We start from the raw sequence: 19,315 nt of genomic DNA on the forward strand, positions 1-19,315 counted from the left end.
CGTCGCTCCCGTTTATTTCGTGCCTTCTTCGAGATAGAAGGGATATACCTGGTTAAAAAGATTGTTCGTGGATCGAACGACGTACGAGATGCCGATCGACAGCTTGCCGGGATGGGACGGATCGAGCTTGGCCGTCACTTCCACGTCCGTCACCCGCGGCTCCCATACCGTAATCGCCTGCGTAATGTCGGTCTCCAGCAGCCGCAGCGTCGTCTCGTCGGTCGTGCCGAACGCGAAGTCGCGAAGCCCGCAGCCGAAGTCGGGACGCATGACGCGCTCTCCCCTGGAGGTCATCAGGATGATGCGGATCGCCTCCGCGATATCGTCCTCCCCTTCCGCCAGCAGAAACCGTCCCGTCGTGGCGTCCACCTCGATCGGGAACTTCCAGCCTCTCCCGAGAAAAGATGCGCTCATCGCTTGTCCCCCTTCGCATTCGTCCGAATCAGTTGATTTTCACCATCGCGCCTTTGATCGTAACGATCCCGTCGGACATCAGGTCGAGCTTGCCTCCCGCCTTTACCGTCATCGCGGCGGTCGCCTGCAGGTTGATCTGCGTGCTCTTGACCGTGATCTCCTTGGTCGACTCGATCTTGATGTCTCCCTTGTTGTCGATGGTGATCTTGTTCGTGCCGTTTTTCACCGTTATCGTACCGGCGGAGCTGCCTTCGAGGATGACGGTCTGGGCGGCGTTCTTCGTCGCGAGCGTCACCTTGTCGGCGCCTTCGTCGATCTCGAGCTTCAGCCCCTGCTTCGTCTTGAGCGTAATCTTCCCCTTCGACTCCGTATCGTCGAAAATGAGCTCGTGACCGTCTCTCGAATGGATTTTGCGCAGATTGTTTTTCTCGTCCTTGGCCGGCGGCTTATTCGACGTATTCCACAGCGATCCGATGACGAACGGCTGGTTCAGATTGCCGAGATGGAAGGCGACGAGCACCTCATCCCCGACCTCGGGGACGAACAGCGTTCCTTTGCCGCTCCCCGACATCAGCGAGGCGAGAGGTGCCCAATCGGTCTCGTGGGAATTTTCCCGCAGCGGGAACTTCAGCTTGACGCGGTTGAGGCCGTCCGGGTCTTGGTTGTTCGTCACGGTAGCGACCATGACTCCGTGAACGAAGTTGGCGCTTCCGCCTCCGTCTGCATCGGACCGGCCAGGGAAAAAATCGTCCATGGGAGTCATCAAAATGCATTCCCTTCCGTTCTGAATTGGGTCATGTAGCCTCGGTTGCTGATAACGTGGGTGACGGACGTGAGCAGCAGCGTCTGGTTGAATTTGGGGCCTAGCCCTTCCAGCTTGATGTTGCGGCCCGCGCGCATTTCCGGAAGGCCGACGCACTCTCCTTCGCCGTTCACGAGATGCATCGCCCTTTCGTTCAGCAGCGCGTTGGCCAGCGTCTGCGCCTCCGCCTGGGCGGTCGCGTCGCTGTAGACGATTTCCACGGACTGGCTCGACAGAGCGGACATGATGTCCTTGCCCGTTCTTCCGTTCGTGCCGTATTTGTTCACCGATTGGGACGTCGCCTGGAAAGGCTCGCGCGTCTTCGGATCGGAACCTCGCACGATGAACTGGCCGACCTGATCGGAGATGTCCACGTTGGCGGAATAGCTTCTCAGGTTTTTGCCGTACATCAGCGTAACGACGGGGCTCGCGGAGGGCGAAGGCTTCTTGAAGTAAAGCTTCTGTTCGATAACGAAGAAGATGTAGTTGATCTCGGAGGCCAACTTTTTCAGAAAATGAAAATCGCTCGTCTTGAACTGCTCGATCGTCGGCTTCGGAGTCATCGTATCGTCCACTTGAAGCTGGAAGCTGTATTTTCCGCCGATCTCCTTGACGACGTCGCTGATTTTTTTGTTCAGCCACAGATTGGACTTGGCGCTGCGCATCATGAAGAAGGAACGGTCCATGCCCTGAACGACGATGGAGGGCTGTCCCTCCGAGGGGTAATCTACCGATATCCCCGTAATGATGCCGTCGAACACCGTCTCCAGCTTGTCGGTGTAGCCCATCTCGATCGTAATCGTCTTGCCCACGTCGATGAGCGAACCGATCCACTTGAACTGGCGTGCCACGGCATCATAGGCGTTCTCGATGCGGAACTGGAAGCTGTCCGACTTGGCGGCGATCGACGTCTCCACCTTCAGCATGGATACGGCGATCTGCTTCAGCGTGAAGCTCTGCCCGTCCACCTGAATATCGAACGCGGGAGCGAAAAAATTGCGATATTTTCGTTCCAGATCGGCCAACTCGTAGGTCGTGCTGTCGAATTTGATTTTCGCCACGGCGCTTTCACTCCAGCCTAGGTATAATCAGCTTCCGTCCGTACGGCAGCCTGCGCGGATTGTCGATGCCGTTCGCCTCCGCGATCGCCCGCCAATGGCTCGGGTCCTCGTACTCTTCGGCCGCCAGCATCCAGAGCTGCTCGTCCTGCTTCAGCATTTTCTGCTTCGTGCGGTCTGCGCTCTGCCGGGGAACGTTCTGGTACTGCTCGGTCATCGACTGCACGGCGCGGAACGTCACGTTCAGCGTCGCCCGCACCGGAACGCCCGAGTCGAGAAACATCGTAAAGCGCTGCTGCACCTTCTCCGCCACGCCCTTGAAATCGAGCGAGCCCCAGACGAACCGGCAATGCGGCGGCGCGTGCAAGTCGCGGTCGACGTTCAGGAGGCCGGATATTTTGGCCGTGTGCGTGCGGACGTCGACACCCTTCTCGTACGTATCGAAGAACAGATCCATCGTCAACGTCGTCGCTTCCCCGCTGACGAACTGGGCAATCGGGGACTGCAGCCCCGGAATCGTCTGCCACGCGAACTGGTTGCCCGACTGCAGCACATACTCGTTCGGATTAAACAACACGTCCACCGACTCTTGGCCGTTGCTCTTGATGATAATGATCTTCGCCTTGCTGAGCGCCATCTTGTGATCGGCTCCCCTCTCTGTCTTCGTCTCTCGCGTGGCGTTAGGCCGCCAGGCGCGCCTACTCGCAGGGCTGCGGCTTCGGCCGGGCCGTTAAGCTCGCGGGGCGCGCTTATTCGCAGTGCCTGGGCTTTGAGCCACGCCCCCCAATGTTGTCAGGTTTAGCGTACTATGCGCGGCCCCGGCCGCTAAACGTTGTGAGGCACATTTTGGTCTTAACTACCCAGCTTGGGTAGCGCCGAGGCACTTTTTTGGCCTTGGCCACGTCGCTCAGGAGCCGCGGAGGCACTTTTTTGGCCTTGGCCACGTCGCTCAGGAGCCGCGGAGGCACTTTTTTGGCCTCTACTCTCCTGTCCCGCCACCGTCAAGGCACTTTTTTGGCCTTGGCCACGTCGCTCAGGAGCCGTGGAGGCACTTTTTTGGCCTCTACTCTCCCGTCCCGCCACCGTCAAGGCACTTTTTTGGCCTCGGCCACGTCGCTCCGGAGCAGCGGAGGCACTTTTTTGGCCTCCACTCTCCCGTCCCGCCACCGTCAAGGCACTTTTTTGGCCTTGGCCACGTCGCTCCGGAGCAGCGGAGGCACTTTTTTGGCCTCTACTCTCCCGTCCCGCCACCATCAAGGCACTTTTTTGGCCTTGGCCACGTCGCTCCGGAGCAGCGGAGGCACTTTTTTGGCCTCGGCCCCGCAGTTTCAGTCCCGTCAAAGCTCAACCTATTCGCCAAGGACCGGGGGACGACATATTTTAACCTTAATCTGACAGCATTGGCCACGCTCCCATCGCTCGCGCCAGCTCCGTTAAAATCCGTGAAGACGCTGCTCCATTTTCATCCGCTTCATCAGCGATTTGTACACCTGATCCGCAAGCTGATCCGGATGAAGCTGCGGCAATGCGCTGATCGCCTTCTGCAGCGCTTCCTCGCTAATCTCCGCGGCCGGTACGGGCGCGGCATTCCGAGCCTGGTTCGACGCCGCGGTTACCGTCGCATTGCGGCGAAACTCCAAAGGTGTGTCCGGTTCGTGCGTATGGACGGAGGGATCTGCAGCGTTGCCCGGGACAGCCGCATCGCGTCTTTCCCCGGCCCTCGGCAGCGCGGCGTGCGCTAACGACAGGCGAGGAGCGTCGCTCCGATCGAGCTGCGCGGACGAATCCTGTTGGATCGGCAATAACGGTTCTCGAAGCGATTGTCGAATCGGATGCGTCGACGGCGCATTCGGCAACGTCGCCCGGGCCATCCTGCCGGTCGACATCACGGTACTGAGCGGGACCCGCCTTCCTCTCTGGACCAACGGCGAGCGGTCTCGCTGCCATCCGGCAGAAACCTCTCCGTTAGCGCCTCGCGACAGAATATTGTCCGAAACGGGACGCATAACGTCTGCCCCGGTCTCTCCCCTCCGAACCGCCGGCAATCCCGGATTCGCAAATTCGGTTCGCGCTGCCGGAGACAACGGCCTGCCGGACTGCCGATGCACGGCGAGTCTGTCGGGACCGTCTGTCGGAATCAGGAGGTTGCGCTGTCCCAGTAAAACGAGTTTTCCCTGGTCGATCCTGCCTCGCGCTCCCGACAGTCCCGCATTAACGAGGCCTGGATTTCTCAAGCCGGCTTTATCGCTTATACGGCTCGATACTCTCGTTCCTCGGATGTTCGCATGAACCGGAGTCGCTCGAATGCCAGCTTGGTACCCGCCCTCGTTAGATCGGACTCCATCCTCGGAACTTTGTCCGCCCTCGTTAGATCGGACTCCATTCTCGGAACTTCGTCCGCCCTCGCCCGCTCGATCAGACGCCCCGGAAACCCGAGCTTTCGCGTGAATCGTAGGCGTTCGGGCTCCATCGCCGGCGCCTTGTCCCCTGTCGTCCGCTCGATCAGCAGTTCCCGAAACCCGAGCATTCGCGTGGATCGTCGGAGCTTGAAAGCTGCCTGCGGAATCGCGCCCCGGTTCTCCTGTAAGGCGACCCAGACCTTGTACTCCGCGATCCGTACCGAGGCTCTCCCCCGTTGTACCGGAGCCGTTCGCTCTGGCCAAGCCCCGTTGCCCCGTCTCGCCCGAAGCGGATAAAGCGTTCCGTCCGGCTGCACCGCCGCCGGTCGAACTCCGGGTTAATCGATGCGACAGCTTCAGAGAACCTGTCGCCAGTCCCAGCTTGGTCTCCGCCTGCGGCAGCCGGCGACTTTCTCGAACCGGTTCGCTTGCCGCTGAACCTGCACTTGCCGCTTGAGTTGCTGCGGTTTTCATGCCCAAGCCGATCGTTCTCTTCGCCGCAATCGGCCGTTCCCGCTCCGTCATACTCCGATAAACGAGAGGCAGCGAAGAATCGGCCCCCGGCCTGCGCAGCGACCACGGTCGCACGCCAAGCGCGGCTTTTGGCTGAGCCGATCTCTCTCCCAGTTCAACCTGCAAACCGTCCGTTCGCCCGCCCGAGCTTGCCTCCTCCTTCGCAACACCCGACGATGAAGATTCCTCGAAGCGAGTTGTGCCCGGCCTCAGCGCATGAGAGAGCCGTAACGCATGACGGCTCCAAGATCTCGCATGCTCTTGCGCCTCTTCGGAGACAATGCCGCCGTCAGCGCTGGTCGAACTCCCTTCAATCAATAGGCCGGAAGGAGTATCGTCGACATGCGAAGTCTGCTCCTGCCGAGCTTGCCGCCGAGCAGCTTTATCTGACCGTCGATTCCCAGCGTCACGAGAAGCGTCAACCGCATCCTCGCCTACTCGCTCGCCGCTCTCCAACCGCCCCCCGGCATCCCGGGTTTCGGTCAGGCTCTGCACGTCCGCCAACAACTCCCGACGAGAAGACGCCGAGTGGCCGGACCGGTCGTTCTCCCGCTGCGCTTCGGTCTGACGCGCCGAACTCGACTCCGCATTCCCGTGCGCCGCCGTACTGCCGCTTGAACGTTCCGTCTGCGGCTCCGCTTCTCCCGGCGACGGCGTCTCCACCCGATTCGCGCGAACGACCGCTCCGGAAGGATTCACGCCTCCATCGACAGAACGCTTCCCGCCGTCGACACGCAGCTTGGGATTCAAGAACAGAAGCTGCGCATATACCGCTTGAGGCTTCTTGCCTTGCGAACTCCCGGACGACTCCTTCGCCTTCCCAAGATCGGCAGCTTTCTTCCGTTTGCCCGAGGCGCTGGAAGCTTTCGCCCGAAGCGGAATTTTAGCCGCCGAAGCCTGGTCGCGTTCCCTTCGAAAGGCCGCGTTCGCCTTCGCGCTCATAGGCCACGACGTGCGCTGCGCCAGCGTCTCGGCCAAGGAAGTTCTCGCTGCGGGGGACGCCTCGCGCCGGGGAGCTTCGGACAGCTCATTCCCGAAGCTATCTCCGTCTTCAACGTCGGTCCCGCGAGTACGAGCTTCTTCCTCGACAGAAGCAGTCCGCTCGTTCTCGGGCATACGCTTGTTAATCTTGCGATTCTTATTCGCTCCCCTGACCGAAGCGCTCGACTCCCGCACAGCCTTGGCCGCCTCGTCCGAACGTCCGTTCAAGTCCGTCGAAAGGGCCGTTTCCCTGATCCGCCGCTGCTCCACGACGATGCGCACCGCCTCCCGAACGACGACCGTGCTGCGCTCCACGATTTTCTCGCGTTCCACCACTTTTTCGCGCTCGACCAGCTTCTGCCGCTCGACCACCTTTTCCCGCTCGATAACGCGATCTTTCCCTGCCGGGTCGGGCCGGTCCCGAACGATGTCGCGATACCGGATCTCCGGCTTTTCCTTTGCGGGAGTCACCGGTCCGGCAACGCTGGACCGCTCGGGGGGGCGGAACGGCGTCCGCTCCCGGCCTTTGCCTGCAGATTTGCCCTTCTCCTGCGAAGAGACCCGAAAAACGAGAGGTTGTCCGCTTCGGACGCCGGGGCGAATCGGACCGTATTTGCCTGCGATCTCGCCGGCGAACCGTGCGTGCGCGGGCCCCGCTCCTGCCAGTGCTGCCTTTGCATGCACCGTTCCCGCATTTCGCCGAATTGCGCCGATCCTCATTCTGCCCCCTCCTCTCTACGCGTCTCCCGCAGCCTCTATGCTCTGAATATCGCTTTTACTCCGTTATGTACCAGTTCGATCGTCTCGATCGCCACCTCGCTGGAGGAGGCGATCAGACCGGGACCGCTCCATTTGACCGGATACGCGTCGAAAAAATTCCACCGGCAAAGCTCGGCCCCGTCCTGCTTGTATAAAATGATAGAGCCGCTTTTGCGGGTTACCGTCCCTTGCGACGCCTGCGCGTACCAATTCCACAGCTCCTGCGAGGAAGACAATCCCCGCTTGAGCATAATCGTCGAATTCCGCACGCCCTTGGGCAGCCGGTGAACGTACCCGTTAACGCCGCCCTCCCGGATTTCCTCATATTCAATTTGCGATTCCAAGCCGTGCGCTTCGGAAAAACCGGCGACGAGCATACCGTCCAACTCGACGGCGAAGCGAAACGCCCCGTTCACCTTATGATGCATTGCAGCCGCGGACACGTTCCGTCGTCACCTCTTTCCGAATACGTCGAACACGTTTTGCTTATCGGTCTCGTCGTTGAGCTTGCGGTTGATTTTCGAGATTTCGTCGCACCATCTGCGCCGTTCCCGATGCTCCATGTTCATGATCTCATCGTGGGGCCAGTGAAAATAATAGGCGATGAAGCCGACTTCCTCGTAGATTCTTTCAGGAGAATAAGCTACGAGAGGCCCTCCGTTACGGATAAAAAATCGACTTCCACCTCGTACTCGTGATCGCATTTCGGACATGCGGTATGCAGCTTCGGCGATTCCAAATCGTTGATCTGCCTGTACAGGTTTTGCAGGTAGGCCAGATCCGCGGTAAACAGCTTCTCTATCGTTTTCGTATCGACGTGCTTCACGTCCCCGAGCCGGGTAATGACGCGAGCCAGCAAAATAATCGTCAGGTAGCTCTGGTTCTGCTGCACGCGAGGATCTCTCATCGGCAAAATTTCGTCCGCCGCGGTCGCAAGCCGCATGACTCCCCGCTTGTGCAAGGTGCCGCTGTCGTCCACATAGCCGCGCGGGAGCTCGAACTCGTATTCCGTCTGAAACGCCATCGTCTCTTTCACTCCTTGCTTCGTCTATCGGTCCGTTAAAAAAGCAAAACAAGAGAGAGGGCCTCCCTTGTCGGTAAACGCTATTCCGTTCGTTATTGCCGCAACGGGGTTCCCGACCGGACTGCCCGTCCGCGCGGCGGCCCGATCCGGGACCGCCTCGCGCCGCGGGACTCTCATTTTACGAAACGTTCCGCTCCCGGCTCTCGTCCCATGCGAAGGAAAGCCGCCTCTCTCGCCTTATTTCTAAACTATTAAGCGGTACGAGTCATACCCTCGTGAGCAAGCTCGAGCAGCTCGATCGCCACTTCCGCGCCCGATCCGTTAAAGGATGGAGCCGTGTAGCGAACCGGCCAAGCCTCGATGACTTGCCACGTCGCGACGTCGCCGCCTTCTTCGTCGATGGCGATAATCGTCACCGTCTTGCGCTCCACCGTGCCGTTGATGCACTCTTGAATCCATTCGTAGAGTTCCATCGACTCGGTAGCGCCCCATCTCAGCGAAATGTTGCCGTAGCGGGCAAGGCCCGGCAGCTTGCGGGGCGTAATGACCTCGTTCCCCTCGCGGTATTGCACGACGTCGAAAGAAGCGTCGAACCCGGCGACTTCGCTGAAGCCGGCTTGCTCCAAACCTTCGATCTCCACACGGAATCTAAAATTGCGGTACGGATCATTGCGTTCTCCTGGCATGGATATCCTCTATCCCCTTCCGTTCATATTGGGTGGTTCCTCAATTTATCGTTCATTCCGGACTAGGCCGGCGGCTTACTCGGAGCCGGTTTTCTGGGTGATGCGGAAGACGACGAACTCGGCAGGCTTCACCGGAGCGACGCCGATCACGCAGATCAGCCGTCCGTTGTCGATATCGTCCTGCGTCATCGTGCTGCGGCCGATATCGATGTAGAACGCTTCGGAAGCGCTGCTGCCCATCAATGCGCCGTCGCGCCAGATCCGCGTCAGGAACGCGTCGATCGTCCGCTGGACGCGTGCCCACAGCTGTTCGTTGTTCGGTTCGAACACGACCCAGTTGGTGCCGCCCTTGATCGATTCCTCGAGGAAAATGAACAGACGACGAACGTTGACGTATTTCCACAGCGTATTGGAGGATGCCGTGCGGGCGCCCCATACGCGGATGCCTTGGCCCGTGAAGGAACGGATCAGGTTTACGCCGGCAGGGTTGAGGATATCCTGCTCGCCTTTGTTGTATTGCACGTCCAGGCCGACTACGCCGCGCAGCACTTCGTTCGCCGGAGCCTTCTGAACGCCGCGCGTCGTGTCGGAACGGGAGTAGATGCCCGCGATCGTGCCGGACGGAGGAACGAAGATGTTCCGTTTGTCGAGCGGATCGAATACCGACAGCCACGGATTGTAGAGCGCGCAGTAGCTGGAGTCGAACAGGTTGCGGTGCGTCATGACGTCCGCTACCTTCGTTTTCTCGCGCGGAATGTCGAGAATCGCGAAGCGGCTGCCCAGGTTTTCGCAATGTGCGACGAGGGACAGCTGCACGTTGGCGTCGGTCACGCCCGGAATCGCCATGATGCTGACGACGTCGTTGTCGATGAACGCCTGGATGCCCGTGCGGCGTCCAGGACCGCGGTCTTCTCCGATGAAATCGGCGGCGGAGATGCCGTCGACCGAGCCGTCGCTTCCGCCGGCCAGCACGAATTCGACCTTGCCCGTCGCGCCCGCGCCGGATACCGTCTCGAACGGAGGCGTCGCGTCGGTCGACAGAGCCAATGCCCGTACGTTTACGAGATTCGAACGTCCGGCAACCTTCTCGACGAACGTCGGAGCTTCCGGATTGAGGCTGACTTTCTCGAAGCTTTCCACTTCGTCGTTATAGATGACGTGCAGCGAAAACTCGCAAGTCGATAAAATTTTCGCAGGCAGCAAAGCGTCGTCCACGACGTCGCCGGACAGCTCGTCGGCCAATTCGATCACGTTGCCTTGCACGCTTACGACGCGGTTGTACTGCGTCTCGCCGCCTGCATTGTAGGCGACGACGTCGCCTGCGTAAAATCCGCCGGCGTTCTTGACGCGGTAGCGCCGATCCGTCACTTCGTAGATTTGCGTCTTCGCTTTGCTGGCGTCCGTAATGACGACTTTCACCAGGTTGCCCCAGGCTCCCGGGTTTTTCGTCGTGATGCTCAGCTTCTCCGAGACGGAGCCGGTGTTCGTCGCAACCTGAGCGTCAGAAGGCGCTACGCGCATAACGTAACAACGGGAACCTCCGTTGGTGAAAAACTGATCTACCGCATAAGCCAAATAGCGATAGCTTCCGAATGCGCTTTCGGACAAGTAAGAACCGAAATTGCGCTGAAAATCGGCCGGACTCGTAATGAGCAGCGGCAATCCTTCGACCGCTCCCCGCTGCGCGAGGCCAATGAAACCGGCGGTGCTCGTGCTTACGCCGTCGAGCGGCTTGGAGCCGCTCTCGAATTCCTCCACGTATACCCCAGGCGATAAATACTCAGCCATGATCCCCGGTTTCTCCCCGTCACGTATGTTATGTAAGTTTGAAATCTAGCTGCTCGTAAGGGGAAAACCAGTTCCTCCTCTCTCAAAATGGGTTTATCTTATCGTCAACCGGAAACGTCTTGCCTGGCGGCACTTCGTCCAATCAACGCCACGCCCTTCATCCAGCGTCGACGGTAAACGCGGGCAGCCGCGATACTTTGCCGCCTTCCGCTTGCCATACCGTCTGCCATCTCTTGCCGTCCGCCGCGATCTCGGCATGAATCCGGCACGCCGCCGGGAGCAGTCCCCGAAACGGGAGAATCGCCGTGCCGGCCTCGTCGCTCGTCGCGCGGACGGCCGGCAACAGACGGGTTCCCCGATTCCACGCGCCCTTTATAGGCCGGTCCACCATAATGACGGCGGGGTGGTCCGTCCAATCGACCATCCGGTTCCATTCCAGCTCCGAACCGTCCCTGTCCCTGAGCACGAAGGCGTCCCCGGGCGCCAACCGCCCGTGTCCGGGAGCGATTTTCAACCGCTGCCCGTCGCCTCCGCTCCGTTCTTCCGCCAAGCGGCCGCGAACGGCCGTTTCGTCGTCTATGTAAGCCATGATCTCCGCGCCCGCAAGCGGCAGGCCGTTCGCGTCGCGAAGCTCCACGATCGCTCCGGTGCCGGCGGCGGGAGGCACATATGCTCTCCCGGGATGAAGACTCACCGTTACGATCGGAGGGGTTCCTCCGTTCGCCGGCAAGACGACCTCTTCCCGCACTTCCCGGTAAGCGGCCGACGCGATTCGCAACATGCAGCGCTCGCCCGGCACGTCCAGAAATACGTAACTTCCGTCCGAACTCCGAATCGGTTTGCCGTCGATCCCTTCCAGCGATACGATCAGCGAGGAAGGAGACGGCGTCGTGCCGGTCCAAATATCGAACGGCTTCACCGCCAGCGAACAGCGGGTAACGAATGTTCTCTCGGCTCTGTCCACCTGCATCAGCCTCCCTTGTCGCGCAGCGTGATGCGGCGCTCCAGAACGCGGGAGCCCGGCTTGACGCGGTTCGATTCGAGCAGCACGGGTCCGACGCGGTACGCGAGAGACAGCTTGTACGGATTGTCCCCGAACTGCCAGAGCTGCGTCAGTTGATCCGTGCTCAGGTTTTCGGGCGTGATCCGCAGCTCTTCCCCGTTCTCCAGCAGCGTCCCTTCCAGGTACGGGCTGCGCAGCACGGAATTGTCGTACAGCGCCTGCATCGCTTTGCCCAGTATTCGGTGCTCGTCCAAAATCCGCGTATGCAGATCGGCGGCGGAATGGGCTGTCAGCATGTAGTGCAAGTCGACCGCGAGCGGGGGATAACGAAGCACGCCTCCTTGCGGCAGCATCTCGTTGCGCCTGGCTTCTCCGTTCTCCCTGATGCTGCACAGGTAGAGCGTCAACGCCAGGTCTCCCTTATCGACGGGGGAAGCCATTCCGATCAGGTCGGGCCGAGGGACAGGGTCCGGAGACAATTGTTCGCGCAGCAGCTTGAGCAAGCTTAAGCCGACGTCGGCGACAACAGTATAACCTCCGATACAGGCTCCTCCTTCCCCGCACAAAATCTGAAAAATTTCTAAAAAATTCTACATTTCGACTTTATTATAGCGGTAAAACAACAGGGTGACTATCCAAATGTTACGTTTTCTTCGTCTAAATACGGGGAGAAACTTTCTTTCACGAGAATTTTCCCCATTTTCTGCAGTTCCTGCCTCGCCGCGCGGATGAAATGCTCCATTCCGATCGGCTTCCCGGAGCCCGCCGCAAGGAATGCGGCAGCCAGCGCGATGTTCTTGATATAGCCCCCGGACACCTCCAGCCGCGCGGCCAGAAACGCCAGATCGACATCGGGAGACACCGGAGCCTCCGGCGGAAGATGAACCCGGAAAATGCGCTCCCGCTCGGCTGCGTCGGGAAAAGGAAACTTCACGACGAAGCTCATCCTCCGGATCAGCGCCTCGTCCATGTTCTGAAGCAGGTTGGTCGCCAGAATCGACACTCCGTCGTACGCCTCGATCCGCTGCAGCAAATAGGCCGCTTCCAGGTTGGCGTATTTGTCGTGCGCGTCCTTGACCTCCGTCCGTTTGCCGAACAAGGCGTCTCCCTCGTCGAAGAACAAAATCGCCCCGCTGTTCTCCGCCTCCGCGAACAGCTCGCTGAGCCGCTGCTCCGTCTCGCCGATGTACTTACTCACGATTCTCGACAGGTCGATCCGGTACAGCTCCAGGCCCAGCTCTCCGGCGATGATTTCGGCGGCCATCGTCTTTCCGGTGCCGGGCGGTCCGGCGAACAGCAGGCTAAGCCCTTTGCCGTACGGCAGCTTGCGCCCGAATCCCCACCGCTCGTACACGGTCTCGCGATGCAGGAAGCGGTCGCAGGCTTCGCGGATGAGCGAGTACGGCTCGTCTGCGAGCACGAGGTCTTCCCACGATCTCGCCGGCGCGATCCGGTCGGCGAGCTGCGCCAGCCGATGCCGGAACTGCCCGCGGCAAGCCGCCTCGATCTCGTCCCGTTCCGGCAGCCCGGCTCCCCGGCTCGCGGCGAGCGCCAACGCCTGCCGCCAAGCGCTGCCGATCTGGCCGGGAGTGAAACGGTACTTGTCCGCCAGCTCCCGCCACGTCGAAGGGACGTAGCCGCCGGCGACGTCCATCGCCTCCGCCTGCCAGAACGCCTCCCGGACGGAAGCGGGCGGAATGCCGGCTTCTCCGTAAATCCAGCCCGCCTCCTCCGGAACCGGCAGCTCCGAAGGCTGGCGACGAATATGCGACGTCCAGCCGATCAGAGGCATCGCCGCATAGCGAACATAGCGGTTCAAAGCCGCTGCCAGCGCTTCGCGATACGCAACCGCCGTTCCGGCGATCGCGTGCTCCTCCCGGAAGACGATGCCCGCTCCGGTCAGCACCGCTTCGCGGACGATTCTCGCCAGGGCCGCTTCCGCCCGGTCGGCCTCCTCCGGCAAGCTGCGAAGACGTACGACGAGCAGTCGCTGCCCTCGTGCCGCAGCCAGATGAACGAAGCGCAGACGCTTGCCTCCGCCGGACGGACCGGACAGATGCACGAACGGCGCCCGGCCCCTCGCCGACGCGCCTCCGTCCGCCAGACCTTGCAGCGAACGCATGACCGGATCGTCCGGAAGCAGCGCGGGGAGCTCTTCGAGCGCCCGCGGCTCGTACGCTTCGACGATGCCTCTCAGGCGGCCGTCGAGCGTCTCCGAGCGCAGCAAATAGCTGATCGTCCGCTCGTCCAGGCGCAGCGCCGTCTTCAGCTTCGGCCGAACCTGTCCTCCCCCGCCTCCGTACGGCTCTTCCGGTTCGAGCAGCAGGTCCCGCACCCTTCCGGCGCCTCTTAGCAGCGCCCTGGCCTCGGAAACCTCATCTTCCGAATCGCAAAGAAACCGATACGCGAAATCCGGCGTCGGCGCCTTGCACGTAATATCGTCGTTGAAATACGCATACCATTTCTCGTATTTCCGGCTCGTTTCCGCGGCAAGGCAGAGCACGACGAGGCGTCGCTCCCACACGGTAAGGCGAAGCCTGGCGCAAAGCAGCGACAGCGGCAGCTCCACGCCGGCACGTATGGAAGCCTCGGCGGCAAGCGCGATCTCCCTCTCGTGCGCCCGGCGATCGCGAACGTAACGCAGCCACGCTTCCGGCGGCGCTTCCGTTTCGCCCGGCTCCGGCTCCATCAGCTCCTGCGCGGTGACGACGAGCCCCCTCGGGCCGATCAGCGGCTGCGCGAACGGATTGCCCCCGCCCAGCTCCAGCAGCATCAGCAGCCCCGCGTCCAGCCATGCCAGCTCGGCGGCCAGATGATCTTGCGCATTCAGAAACGGTTCAACTTGTGCCACTTCCACCTAGTTCCTCCCTCACCGACACCTAACGCCGCATCAAAGTCAGCACCGCAATGTCGTCCGACTGCGGCGCCCCGTCCGCGAACATGAACACATGCATAAGCAGCGCGTCGATCGTCTCGGCGCTGGACATGCCCGGCGTCATCTCGAGAAACTCCCGCAGCCGCTCGGACGAATACTGCTCCTGCGCCGCGTTCTCCGCTTCCGTAATGCCGTCGGTGTACAGCAGCAAGCGGTCCCCCGGCTCCAGCGACAGGCGCCCGTCGTGGTAGACGGCGTCCTCCATCGCGGCGAGCGGCAGACTTTTTCTCAGCTTCACCGGCTCGATCGCGCCGCTGGCGCGCACGACGTACGGCGTGCAGTGGCCGCCCTCGCTCATGACCAGCTCGCCCGTGGAGCACGTATACACGCCGCAGACGATCGTCGCGAATACGAGCGGATTGTCGCGCGCCAGCTCGTCGTTGACCATCGTCAGCAGCTCGCCGGGCGACAGGCCCGGGCCCATTTTCCCCTTCAGCAGCGTCAACGTGACCGCCATGAACAGCGCGGCCGGAATGCCCTTGTCCGAAACGTCGCCAAGCGCGAAGAACAGATGGTCGTCATCGATTTTGAAGAAATTGTAGAAGTCTCCCCCGACTTCCTTGGCCGACTTGAGCAGCGCGCAGACGTCGTAAGGCTCGTACGCCGAAGGCATCGTCCGGGGCAGGAAGCTCATCTGGATCGTGCCCGCCACCTGCAGCTCGCTCTCCAGCCGCTCCTTGATCGCCGTCGTCGATTGCAGCTCCGCGAGCGACTCCTCGACTTTGGCGTACAGCCTCGCGTTCTCCAGGGAGACCGCCATCGGACGAGCTACCTGTTCGAGCAGCAGCCGGTCGCGGGTCGTGAACTTGCCGCCCTTCTTATTGATGACCTGCAGCACGCCCTCGACCTTGTCGCGGTTGACGATCGGCACCGTCAGCAGATTGCGGGTTTCGAACCCGGTTCGCTCCGCAACCCGGTTGGACCAGCGCGGATCGTTCTTCGTGTCGTTGACGATCAGGCTCTGCCCGCTTTTCGCCACGCGCCCGGCAATGCCTTCGCCCGGCTTCAGCCGGATCTCGCGAACCTCCGCCCCCTTCTCTCCCTGGGCGAGCTCGAAAAACAGCTCGTCCGTCTCGGGATCGACTAGCAGCACCGAAGCCGCTTCCACCGGAAGCACCCGCTTGGCCGTATTCATAATGAGTTCCATCTGTTCCCTGCGCTTCAGCGTCGAATTGAGCTGCATGCTGATCTCCAGCAGCGCTTTCATTCGACGAAAACGCATCCGCAGCACCGCATACAGCGCTCCCGCTCCGGCCGCCGCCCCGACAAGCGCGCCGGCGCCCGCGGCCACCCATTGTCCATCCATGCGTTCCCCTACTTTCGCCGGTTCGCGGCAAGCGCGCGGCTTAAGCTTTTAATCGTTCAAGCGCCTCTTCCGTCGAATCCGCCGTTTCCAGAATGCTCAGGAAGCCCGACATCTCGAACACGTCGCGCACTTGTTCGTTCATGCTGGCGCAGATAAGCTTTCCTTGCAGGCTTCTGACCTTTTTCGCCGCCACCAGCACGACGCGCAGCCCCGCGCTGCTTATGTATGGCATCGCCGAGAAATCGAATACGAAACGGGTGTTGCCTTCCGCGGTCAAAGCGAGGAAAGAAGCTTCCGCCGTCTGCGCGTGCTGGCCGTCCAACCGTCCCTCTATGCTCATAATGGCCGCGCCTTCGCGCTGCGTCGTTACGATAATCATGGATAATCTCCTCCCGAATGCGTTGAACCGAACCGGTCTCCCTAAGGCGAAAGCCGGCCCGCGATGTCAGATCGTTTTACGAAGAATGACTAGATTGCCTGTATCCGTGCGCTCGTAGATGAACTCGTTCATCAGCCTTTTCGCGAAGAAAATGCCCAGTCCCCCGACCGTCCGCTCTTCCAGGTCCAGCGACAGGTCCGGTTCCTCGAACTCCAGCGGGTTAAAAGGCACTCCCTCGTCCTCCAGCCTGATCTCGACGACGGCCGGAAGCGATTGCACGGACAGCGTAATGACATGCCGCCCGCCTTGCGGGAATCCGTAGTTGATCGTGTTCGTCAGCAGCTCCTCGCAGCTGAGCGTCATGTCGAATTTCAAGCGGTCAGGCCAATTCGAGCGCACGCCAATCTCCTCGAAAAACGCATGCAAACGCTCCAGCTCGTCCAACCGGTTGTCCAGCCGAATGACCGCCTCTTCCGTGCGGTCTTCTTCCTTGCCCGTCATTACGCCACCCCCGCTCCCGTTCGCCGGCGTTCGAGTTTTTTCCGCTTTATCCATCATATCATATCGACATGGCATTTTAATGCAGTTTTTGACGAAACCGAGCCGAGACGGAAGAAAAACTGACGCGGAGAAAAAGAGAGAGCAGCGATCGGCACGGGGCCTTCGCTGCTCTCTTCGCGTTGAACACGGAGGTGAGTTGGACGAAAAACGGAAACGTTCGAGGGAGCCCCATTCGCTACTGCCGGGGACGGACGCGCCGGGTCGCTTCCGCTTCGAGCGGGTTGTCCGGCCAGTAATGCTTCGGGTAGCGCCCTTTCAAATCTTTGCGCACCTCGAAATAAGCGTTGCTCCAGAAGCTCGCCAAATCCCGCGTCACCTGGACGGGCCGCTGCGCCGGCGACAGCAGATGAAGCGTCAGCGGCACGCGCCCGCCCGCGATGCGCGGCGTCTCCGGCAAGCCGAACAGCTCCTGCAGCCGCACCGCCGCGAACGGCGCGTCGGGATCTCCGTAGTCGATCGGGATGCGCGAGCCGCTGGGCACCGTCCAATGCGTCGGCGCTTCCTCGTCCAGGCGGCGCCGCCGCTCCCACGGCAGCATCGCCTCCAGCAGCTCCTTCACGTTCAGCCGCTGCAGATCGCTCCGGCTTTTCATCCCTTCGGCATAGCCCGCCAGCCATTCCTCCAGCGTCGCCAGCAGCGCCTCGTCGGACAGATCCGGCCATGAATCGTCGTGACGGCGCGCGAACGACGCCCGCTCCTGGAACTGGCGAGCCGCCTTCGTCCACGGCAGCATCTCCAGCCCTTCGGAGCGTATCCCCTCCAGCAGCGCTTGCAGTCGCTTCTCCTCCGGCAGCTTGCCGATCGGCTTCTCTTCCAGCACGATCGCGCCCAGCTTCCGGCGTTCCCGCCCGCGAACCGCCTTGGCCTCGGCGTCCCAGAAGACGTCCGATTCGACGGCGAACGCCTCCGGCGCGTTCGCGGCGAGGCGATCCGCCGACACCGGAGCGGCAAGCCTGATCCGACTGTCCGCCCCCGCGTCGTCGACGTCGGCGACGACGATCCACGGCTCCAGCGCCAGCGCCTGCCCCGGAGCGAACTCCGCGCCGCGTCCGCCGCTGAGCAGGTACTTGCCGCTGTCCCTCCGGCGGCCGATGCGGTCGGGGTACGCAAAGGCGAGCAGCAGGCCGCAATCGTCCGCCCGCTCTGCGCCTTCATCGGACGCCCCCGCTCCCAGCTCCCGCCGCAATCTCCGAGCTTCCTCCGCCAGCCGTCTCCGCGCTCCCTCGTCCGCGGCGTACGCGCCGTAGCCGCGCAGCGCCTCAATTCTGGCCCGCAAATCCGCCGTCGGCGCTTGTCCGCCGGAATACCGAAGCAGATCCCGCTCTCCGAGCACGACGGCCATTTCGCACGCCAGCCCGCCCAGTCCGAGCGGCTGCGCGCGAAGCAGCATGTGGGCGATTCGGGGATGCTTGCCCAGCTCGCTCATTTTGCGGCCGTGCACCGTAACCTTCCCGCCGTCCGCCTCCAGCGCCCCTAATTGGACCAGCAGCTCGCGGGCTTGCTGTACGGCCGGGGAGGGAGGCGCGTCCAGCCATGCCAGCTCCCCCGGGTCGCCGACTCCCCATACGGCCAGTTCGAGCAGCAGCGGCGCCAGATCCGCCTCCGCAATTTCAGGCAAGCTGCGAGGCGGCAAGGCCGACTGCTGCTCGACACTCCACAACCGGTAGCACGTCCCCGGGCGAAGTCTCCCCGCGCGCCCCCTGCGCTGGTCCGCGGATGCCGCGGACACCGTAACGGTGTCCAGCCTCGACATGCCCGTGCGCGGCGAAAATCGGGACACGCGCATCAGCCCGCTGTCGATAACGACCGTTACGCCCTCCACCGTCAAGCTCGTCTCGGCTACGGAAGTCGCCAGCACGATTTTTCGCTCCCCCTCGGGAAGCGGAGTCAGCGCCCTGTCCTGCTCCTCCGGCGACAGGCTTCCGTGCAGAGGCAGCACGCGAGCGCCCAGCGCCGAGCCGCGCAGCCTCTCCCTCAGCAGCGCTTCCGCCGTCCGGATTTCCCCGACGCCCGGCAGAAACGCCAGCACGTCCCCTTCGTGCGCGCGCAGCGCGTCGAGCGCCGCCCGGGCCACCGCCTCTTCCGCTTTCTCTCCCGCCGGCCTCGGCCTGTACACGGTGTCCACCGGGAAGCTCCGTCCGGCGCTGCGCACGACCGAAGCTCCTCCGAGCAGCTCGGATACCGGCTCCGCTTCGAGCGTCGCGCTCATAACGAGCAGCTTCAAATCTTCCCGCAGCAGCGCCTGCGATTGCAGGCACAGAGCCAGGCCCAAGTCCGCCTGCAGGCTCCTCTCGTGATACTCGTCGAAAATAACGAGCCCTACGCCTTCCAGCGCGGGGTCCGACTGAAGCATCCGGGTCAGCACACCCTCCGTCACAACTTCGATCCGCGTACCTTCGCCGACCTTCGTGTCCATTTTCACCCGGTAGCCGACCGTCCCGCCGACTTGCTCCCCCAGCGCCCGCGCCATATAGGCGGCCGAGCTTCTGGCCGCGAGCCTGCGAGGCTCCAGCATGACGATTTTGCGGCCTTGCAGCCAGCTCTCCCCGAGCAGGGCAAGCGGCACCCTCGTCGTCTTCCCCGCTCCCGGCTCGGCGATCAGTACGGCGTTGCTTCGCTCGGCCAGCGCCCGCTTTAACTCCGGCAGCGCTTCATCTATAGGTAAAGGCGAATAAAACCTCACGCCCGATTGCTCCTTCCGCTCCAT

Annotated in this window: 17 protein-coding genes; all 17 read right to left on the reverse strand. The window is 61.9% G+C overall.

All coding sequences use genetic code 11. From position 1 onward, the window contains the following. Nucleotides 1-12: 12 nt before the first annotated feature. Nucleotides 13-414 carry a GPW/gp25 family protein gene (locus ACESLM_RS11145; protein WP_094047298.1) on the reverse strand — a complete coding sequence of 134 codons (402 nt, stop codon included), beginning with the start codon at nt 412-414 and terminating at the stop codon, nt 13-15. Between the two features lie 28 nt (nt 415-442). Next, nucleotides 443-1,177 (reverse strand): phage baseplate assembly protein V, encoded by a 735-nt coding sequence (locus ACESLM_RS11150; protein WP_372631687.1) that lies wholly within the window; start codon nt 1,175-1,177, stop codon nt 443-445. After that, nucleotides 1,177-2,277 (reverse strand): phage late control D family protein, encoded by a 1,101-nt coding sequence (locus ACESLM_RS11155; protein ID WP_372631661.1) that lies wholly within the window; start codon nt 2,275-2,277, stop codon nt 1,177-1,179. The genes ACESLM_RS11150 and ACESLM_RS11155 overlap by 1 nt, the downstream gene beginning before the upstream one ends. Before the next feature lie 7 nt (nt 2,278-2,284). Beyond that, entirely contained in the window at nt 2,285-2,911 is a 627-nt protein-coding gene (locus tag ACESLM_RS11160; protein ID WP_094047300.1) for a CIS tube protein, read from the reverse strand. A gap of 796 nt (nt 2,912-3,707) precedes the next feature. Further along, nucleotides 3,708-6,887, reverse strand: coding sequence for a hypothetical protein (locus ACESLM_RS11165; protein WP_372631662.1), 3,180 nt, complete (start codon nt 6,885-6,887; stop codon nt 3,708-3,710). Nucleotides 6,888-6,922: 35 nt separating this feature from the next. Further along, nucleotides 6,923-7,369 carry a phage tail protein gene (locus ACESLM_RS11170; protein ID WP_233162884.1) on the reverse strand — a complete coding sequence of 149 codons (447 nt, stop codon included), beginning with the start codon at nt 7,367-7,369 and terminating at the stop codon, nt 6,923-6,925. Nucleotides 7,370-7,378: 9 nt separating this feature from the next. Then, entirely contained in the window at nt 7,379-7,639 is a 261-nt protein-coding gene (locus ACESLM_RS11175; RefSeq protein WP_372631663.1) for a DUF6760 family protein, read from the reverse strand. Continuing rightward, nucleotides 7,570-7,950 carry a hypothetical protein gene (locus ACESLM_RS11180; protein WP_094047305.1) on the reverse strand — a complete coding sequence of 127 codons (381 nt, stop codon included), beginning with the start codon at nt 7,948-7,950 and terminating at the stop codon, nt 7,570-7,572. Before ACESLM_RS11180 ends, ACESLM_RS11175 begins: the two co-directional genes overlap by 70 nt. A gap of 251 nt (nt 7,951-8,201) precedes the next feature. After that, nucleotides 8,202-8,636 (reverse strand): phage tail protein, encoded by a 435-nt coding sequence (locus tag ACESLM_RS11185; RefSeq protein ID WP_094047306.1) that lies wholly within the window; start codon nt 8,634-8,636, stop codon nt 8,202-8,204. Between the two features lie 75 nt (nt 8,637-8,711). Next, a complete protein-coding gene (locus ACESLM_RS11190) occupies nt 8,712-10,424 on the reverse strand; it encodes a phage tail sheath family protein (RefSeq protein ID WP_372631664.1) in 1,713 nt (570 codons plus the stop codon). A 157-nt stretch (nt 10,425-10,581) separates the two neighbouring features. Beyond that, nucleotides 10,582-11,388 carry a hypothetical protein gene (locus tag ACESLM_RS11195; RefSeq protein WP_372631665.1) on the reverse strand — a complete coding sequence of 269 codons (807 nt, stop codon included), beginning with the start codon at nt 11,386-11,388 and terminating at the stop codon, nt 10,582-10,584. A 5-nt stretch (nt 11,389-11,393) separates the two neighbouring features. Then, on the reverse strand, nt 11,394-11,993 hold the full coding sequence (locus tag ACESLM_RS11200) for a Pvc16 family protein (RefSeq protein ID WP_372631666.1): 600 nt from the start codon (nt 11,991-11,993) through the stop codon (nt 11,394-11,396). Nucleotides 11,994-12,058: 65 nt separating this feature from the next. After that, on the reverse strand, nt 12,059-14,284 hold the full coding sequence (locus tag ACESLM_RS11205) for an ATP-binding protein (protein WP_372631667.1): 2,226 nt from the start codon (nt 14,282-14,284) through the stop codon (nt 12,059-12,061). Nucleotides 14,285-14,306: 22 nt separating this feature from the next. Then, the gene (locus ACESLM_RS11210; RefSeq protein WP_372631668.1) at nt 14,307-15,668 is read right to left on the reverse strand and encodes a PP2C family protein-serine/threonine phosphatase; all 1,362 of its coding nucleotides are present in this window, start codon (nt 15,666-15,668) and stop codon (nt 14,307-14,309) included. Between the two features lie 40 nt (nt 15,669-15,708). Beyond that, a complete protein-coding gene (locus tag ACESLM_RS11215; protein WP_372631669.1) occupies nt 15,709-16,047 on the reverse strand; it encodes an STAS domain-containing protein in 339 nt (112 codons plus the stop codon). A gap of 66 nt (nt 16,048-16,113) precedes the next feature. After that, the gene (locus tag ACESLM_RS11220; protein ID WP_372631670.1) at nt 16,114-16,548 is read right to left on the reverse strand and encodes an ATP-binding protein; all 435 of its coding nucleotides are present in this window, start codon (nt 16,546-16,548) and stop codon (nt 16,114-16,116) included. A gap of 235 nt (nt 16,549-16,783) precedes the next feature. After that, nucleotides 16,784-19,315 carry an ATP-dependent helicase HrpB gene (gene hrpB, locus ACESLM_RS11225; RefSeq protein ID WP_372631671.1) on the reverse strand — a complete coding sequence of 844 codons (2,532 nt, stop codon included), beginning with the start codon at nt 19,313-19,315 and terminating at the stop codon, nt 16,784-16,786.

The sequence above is a fragment of the Cohnella sp. genome, from assembly GCF_041641335.1.
GTDB lineage: Bacteria > Bacillota > Bacilli > Paenibacillales > Paenibacillaceae > Cohnella.

What these genes read in the sequence shown, in the direction of transcription:
- ACESLM_RS11145 (WP_094047298.1), bottom strand. Translation starts at nt 414, where the DNA reads ATGAGCGCATCTTTTCTCGGGAGAGGCTGGAAGTTCCCGATCGAGGTG.
- ACESLM_RS11150 (WP_372631687.1), bottom strand. Translation starts at nt 1,177, where the DNA reads ATGACTCCCATGGACGATTTTTTCCCTGGCCGGTCCGATGCAGACGGA.
- ACESLM_RS11160 (WP_094047300.1), bottom strand. Translation starts at nt 2,911, where the DNA reads ATGGCGCTCAGCAAGGCGAAGATCATTATCATCAAGAGCAACGGCCAA.
- ACESLM_RS11165 (WP_372631662.1), bottom strand. Translation starts at nt 6,887, where the DNA reads ATGAGGATCGGCGCAATTCGGCGAAATGCGGGAACGGTGCATGCAAAG.
- ACESLM_RS11175 (WP_372631663.1), bottom strand. Translation starts at nt 7,639, where the DNA reads ATGTCCGAAATGCGATCACGAGTACGAGGTGGAAGTCGATTTTTTATC.
- ACESLM_RS11180 (WP_094047305.1), bottom strand. Translation starts at nt 7,950, where the DNA reads ATGGCGTTTCAGACGGAATACGAGTTCGAGCTCCCGCGCGGCTATGTG.
- ACESLM_RS11185 (WP_094047306.1), bottom strand. Translation starts at nt 8,636, where the DNA reads ATGCCAGGAGAACGCAATGATCCGTACCGCAATTTTAGATTCCGTGTG.
- ACESLM_RS11190 (WP_372631664.1), bottom strand. Translation starts at nt 10,424, where the DNA reads ATGGCTGAGTATTTATCGCCTGGGGTATACGTGGAGGAATTCGAGAGC.
- ACESLM_RS11210 (WP_372631668.1), bottom strand. Translation starts at nt 15,668, where the DNA reads ATGGATGGACAATGGGTGGCCGCGGGCGCCGGCGCGCTTGTCGGGGCG.
- ACESLM_RS11215 (WP_372631669.1), bottom strand. Translation starts at nt 16,047, where the DNA reads ATGATTATCGTAACGACGCAGCGCGAAGGCGCGGCCATTATGAGCATA.
- ACESLM_RS11220 (WP_372631670.1), bottom strand. Translation starts at nt 16,548, where the DNA reads ATGACGGGCAAGGAAGAAGACCGCACGGAAGAGGCGGTCATTCGGCTG.
- hrpB (WP_372631671.1), bottom strand. Translation starts at nt 19,315, where the DNA reads ATGGAGCGGAAGGAGCAATCGGGCGTGAGGTTTTATTCGCCTTTACCT.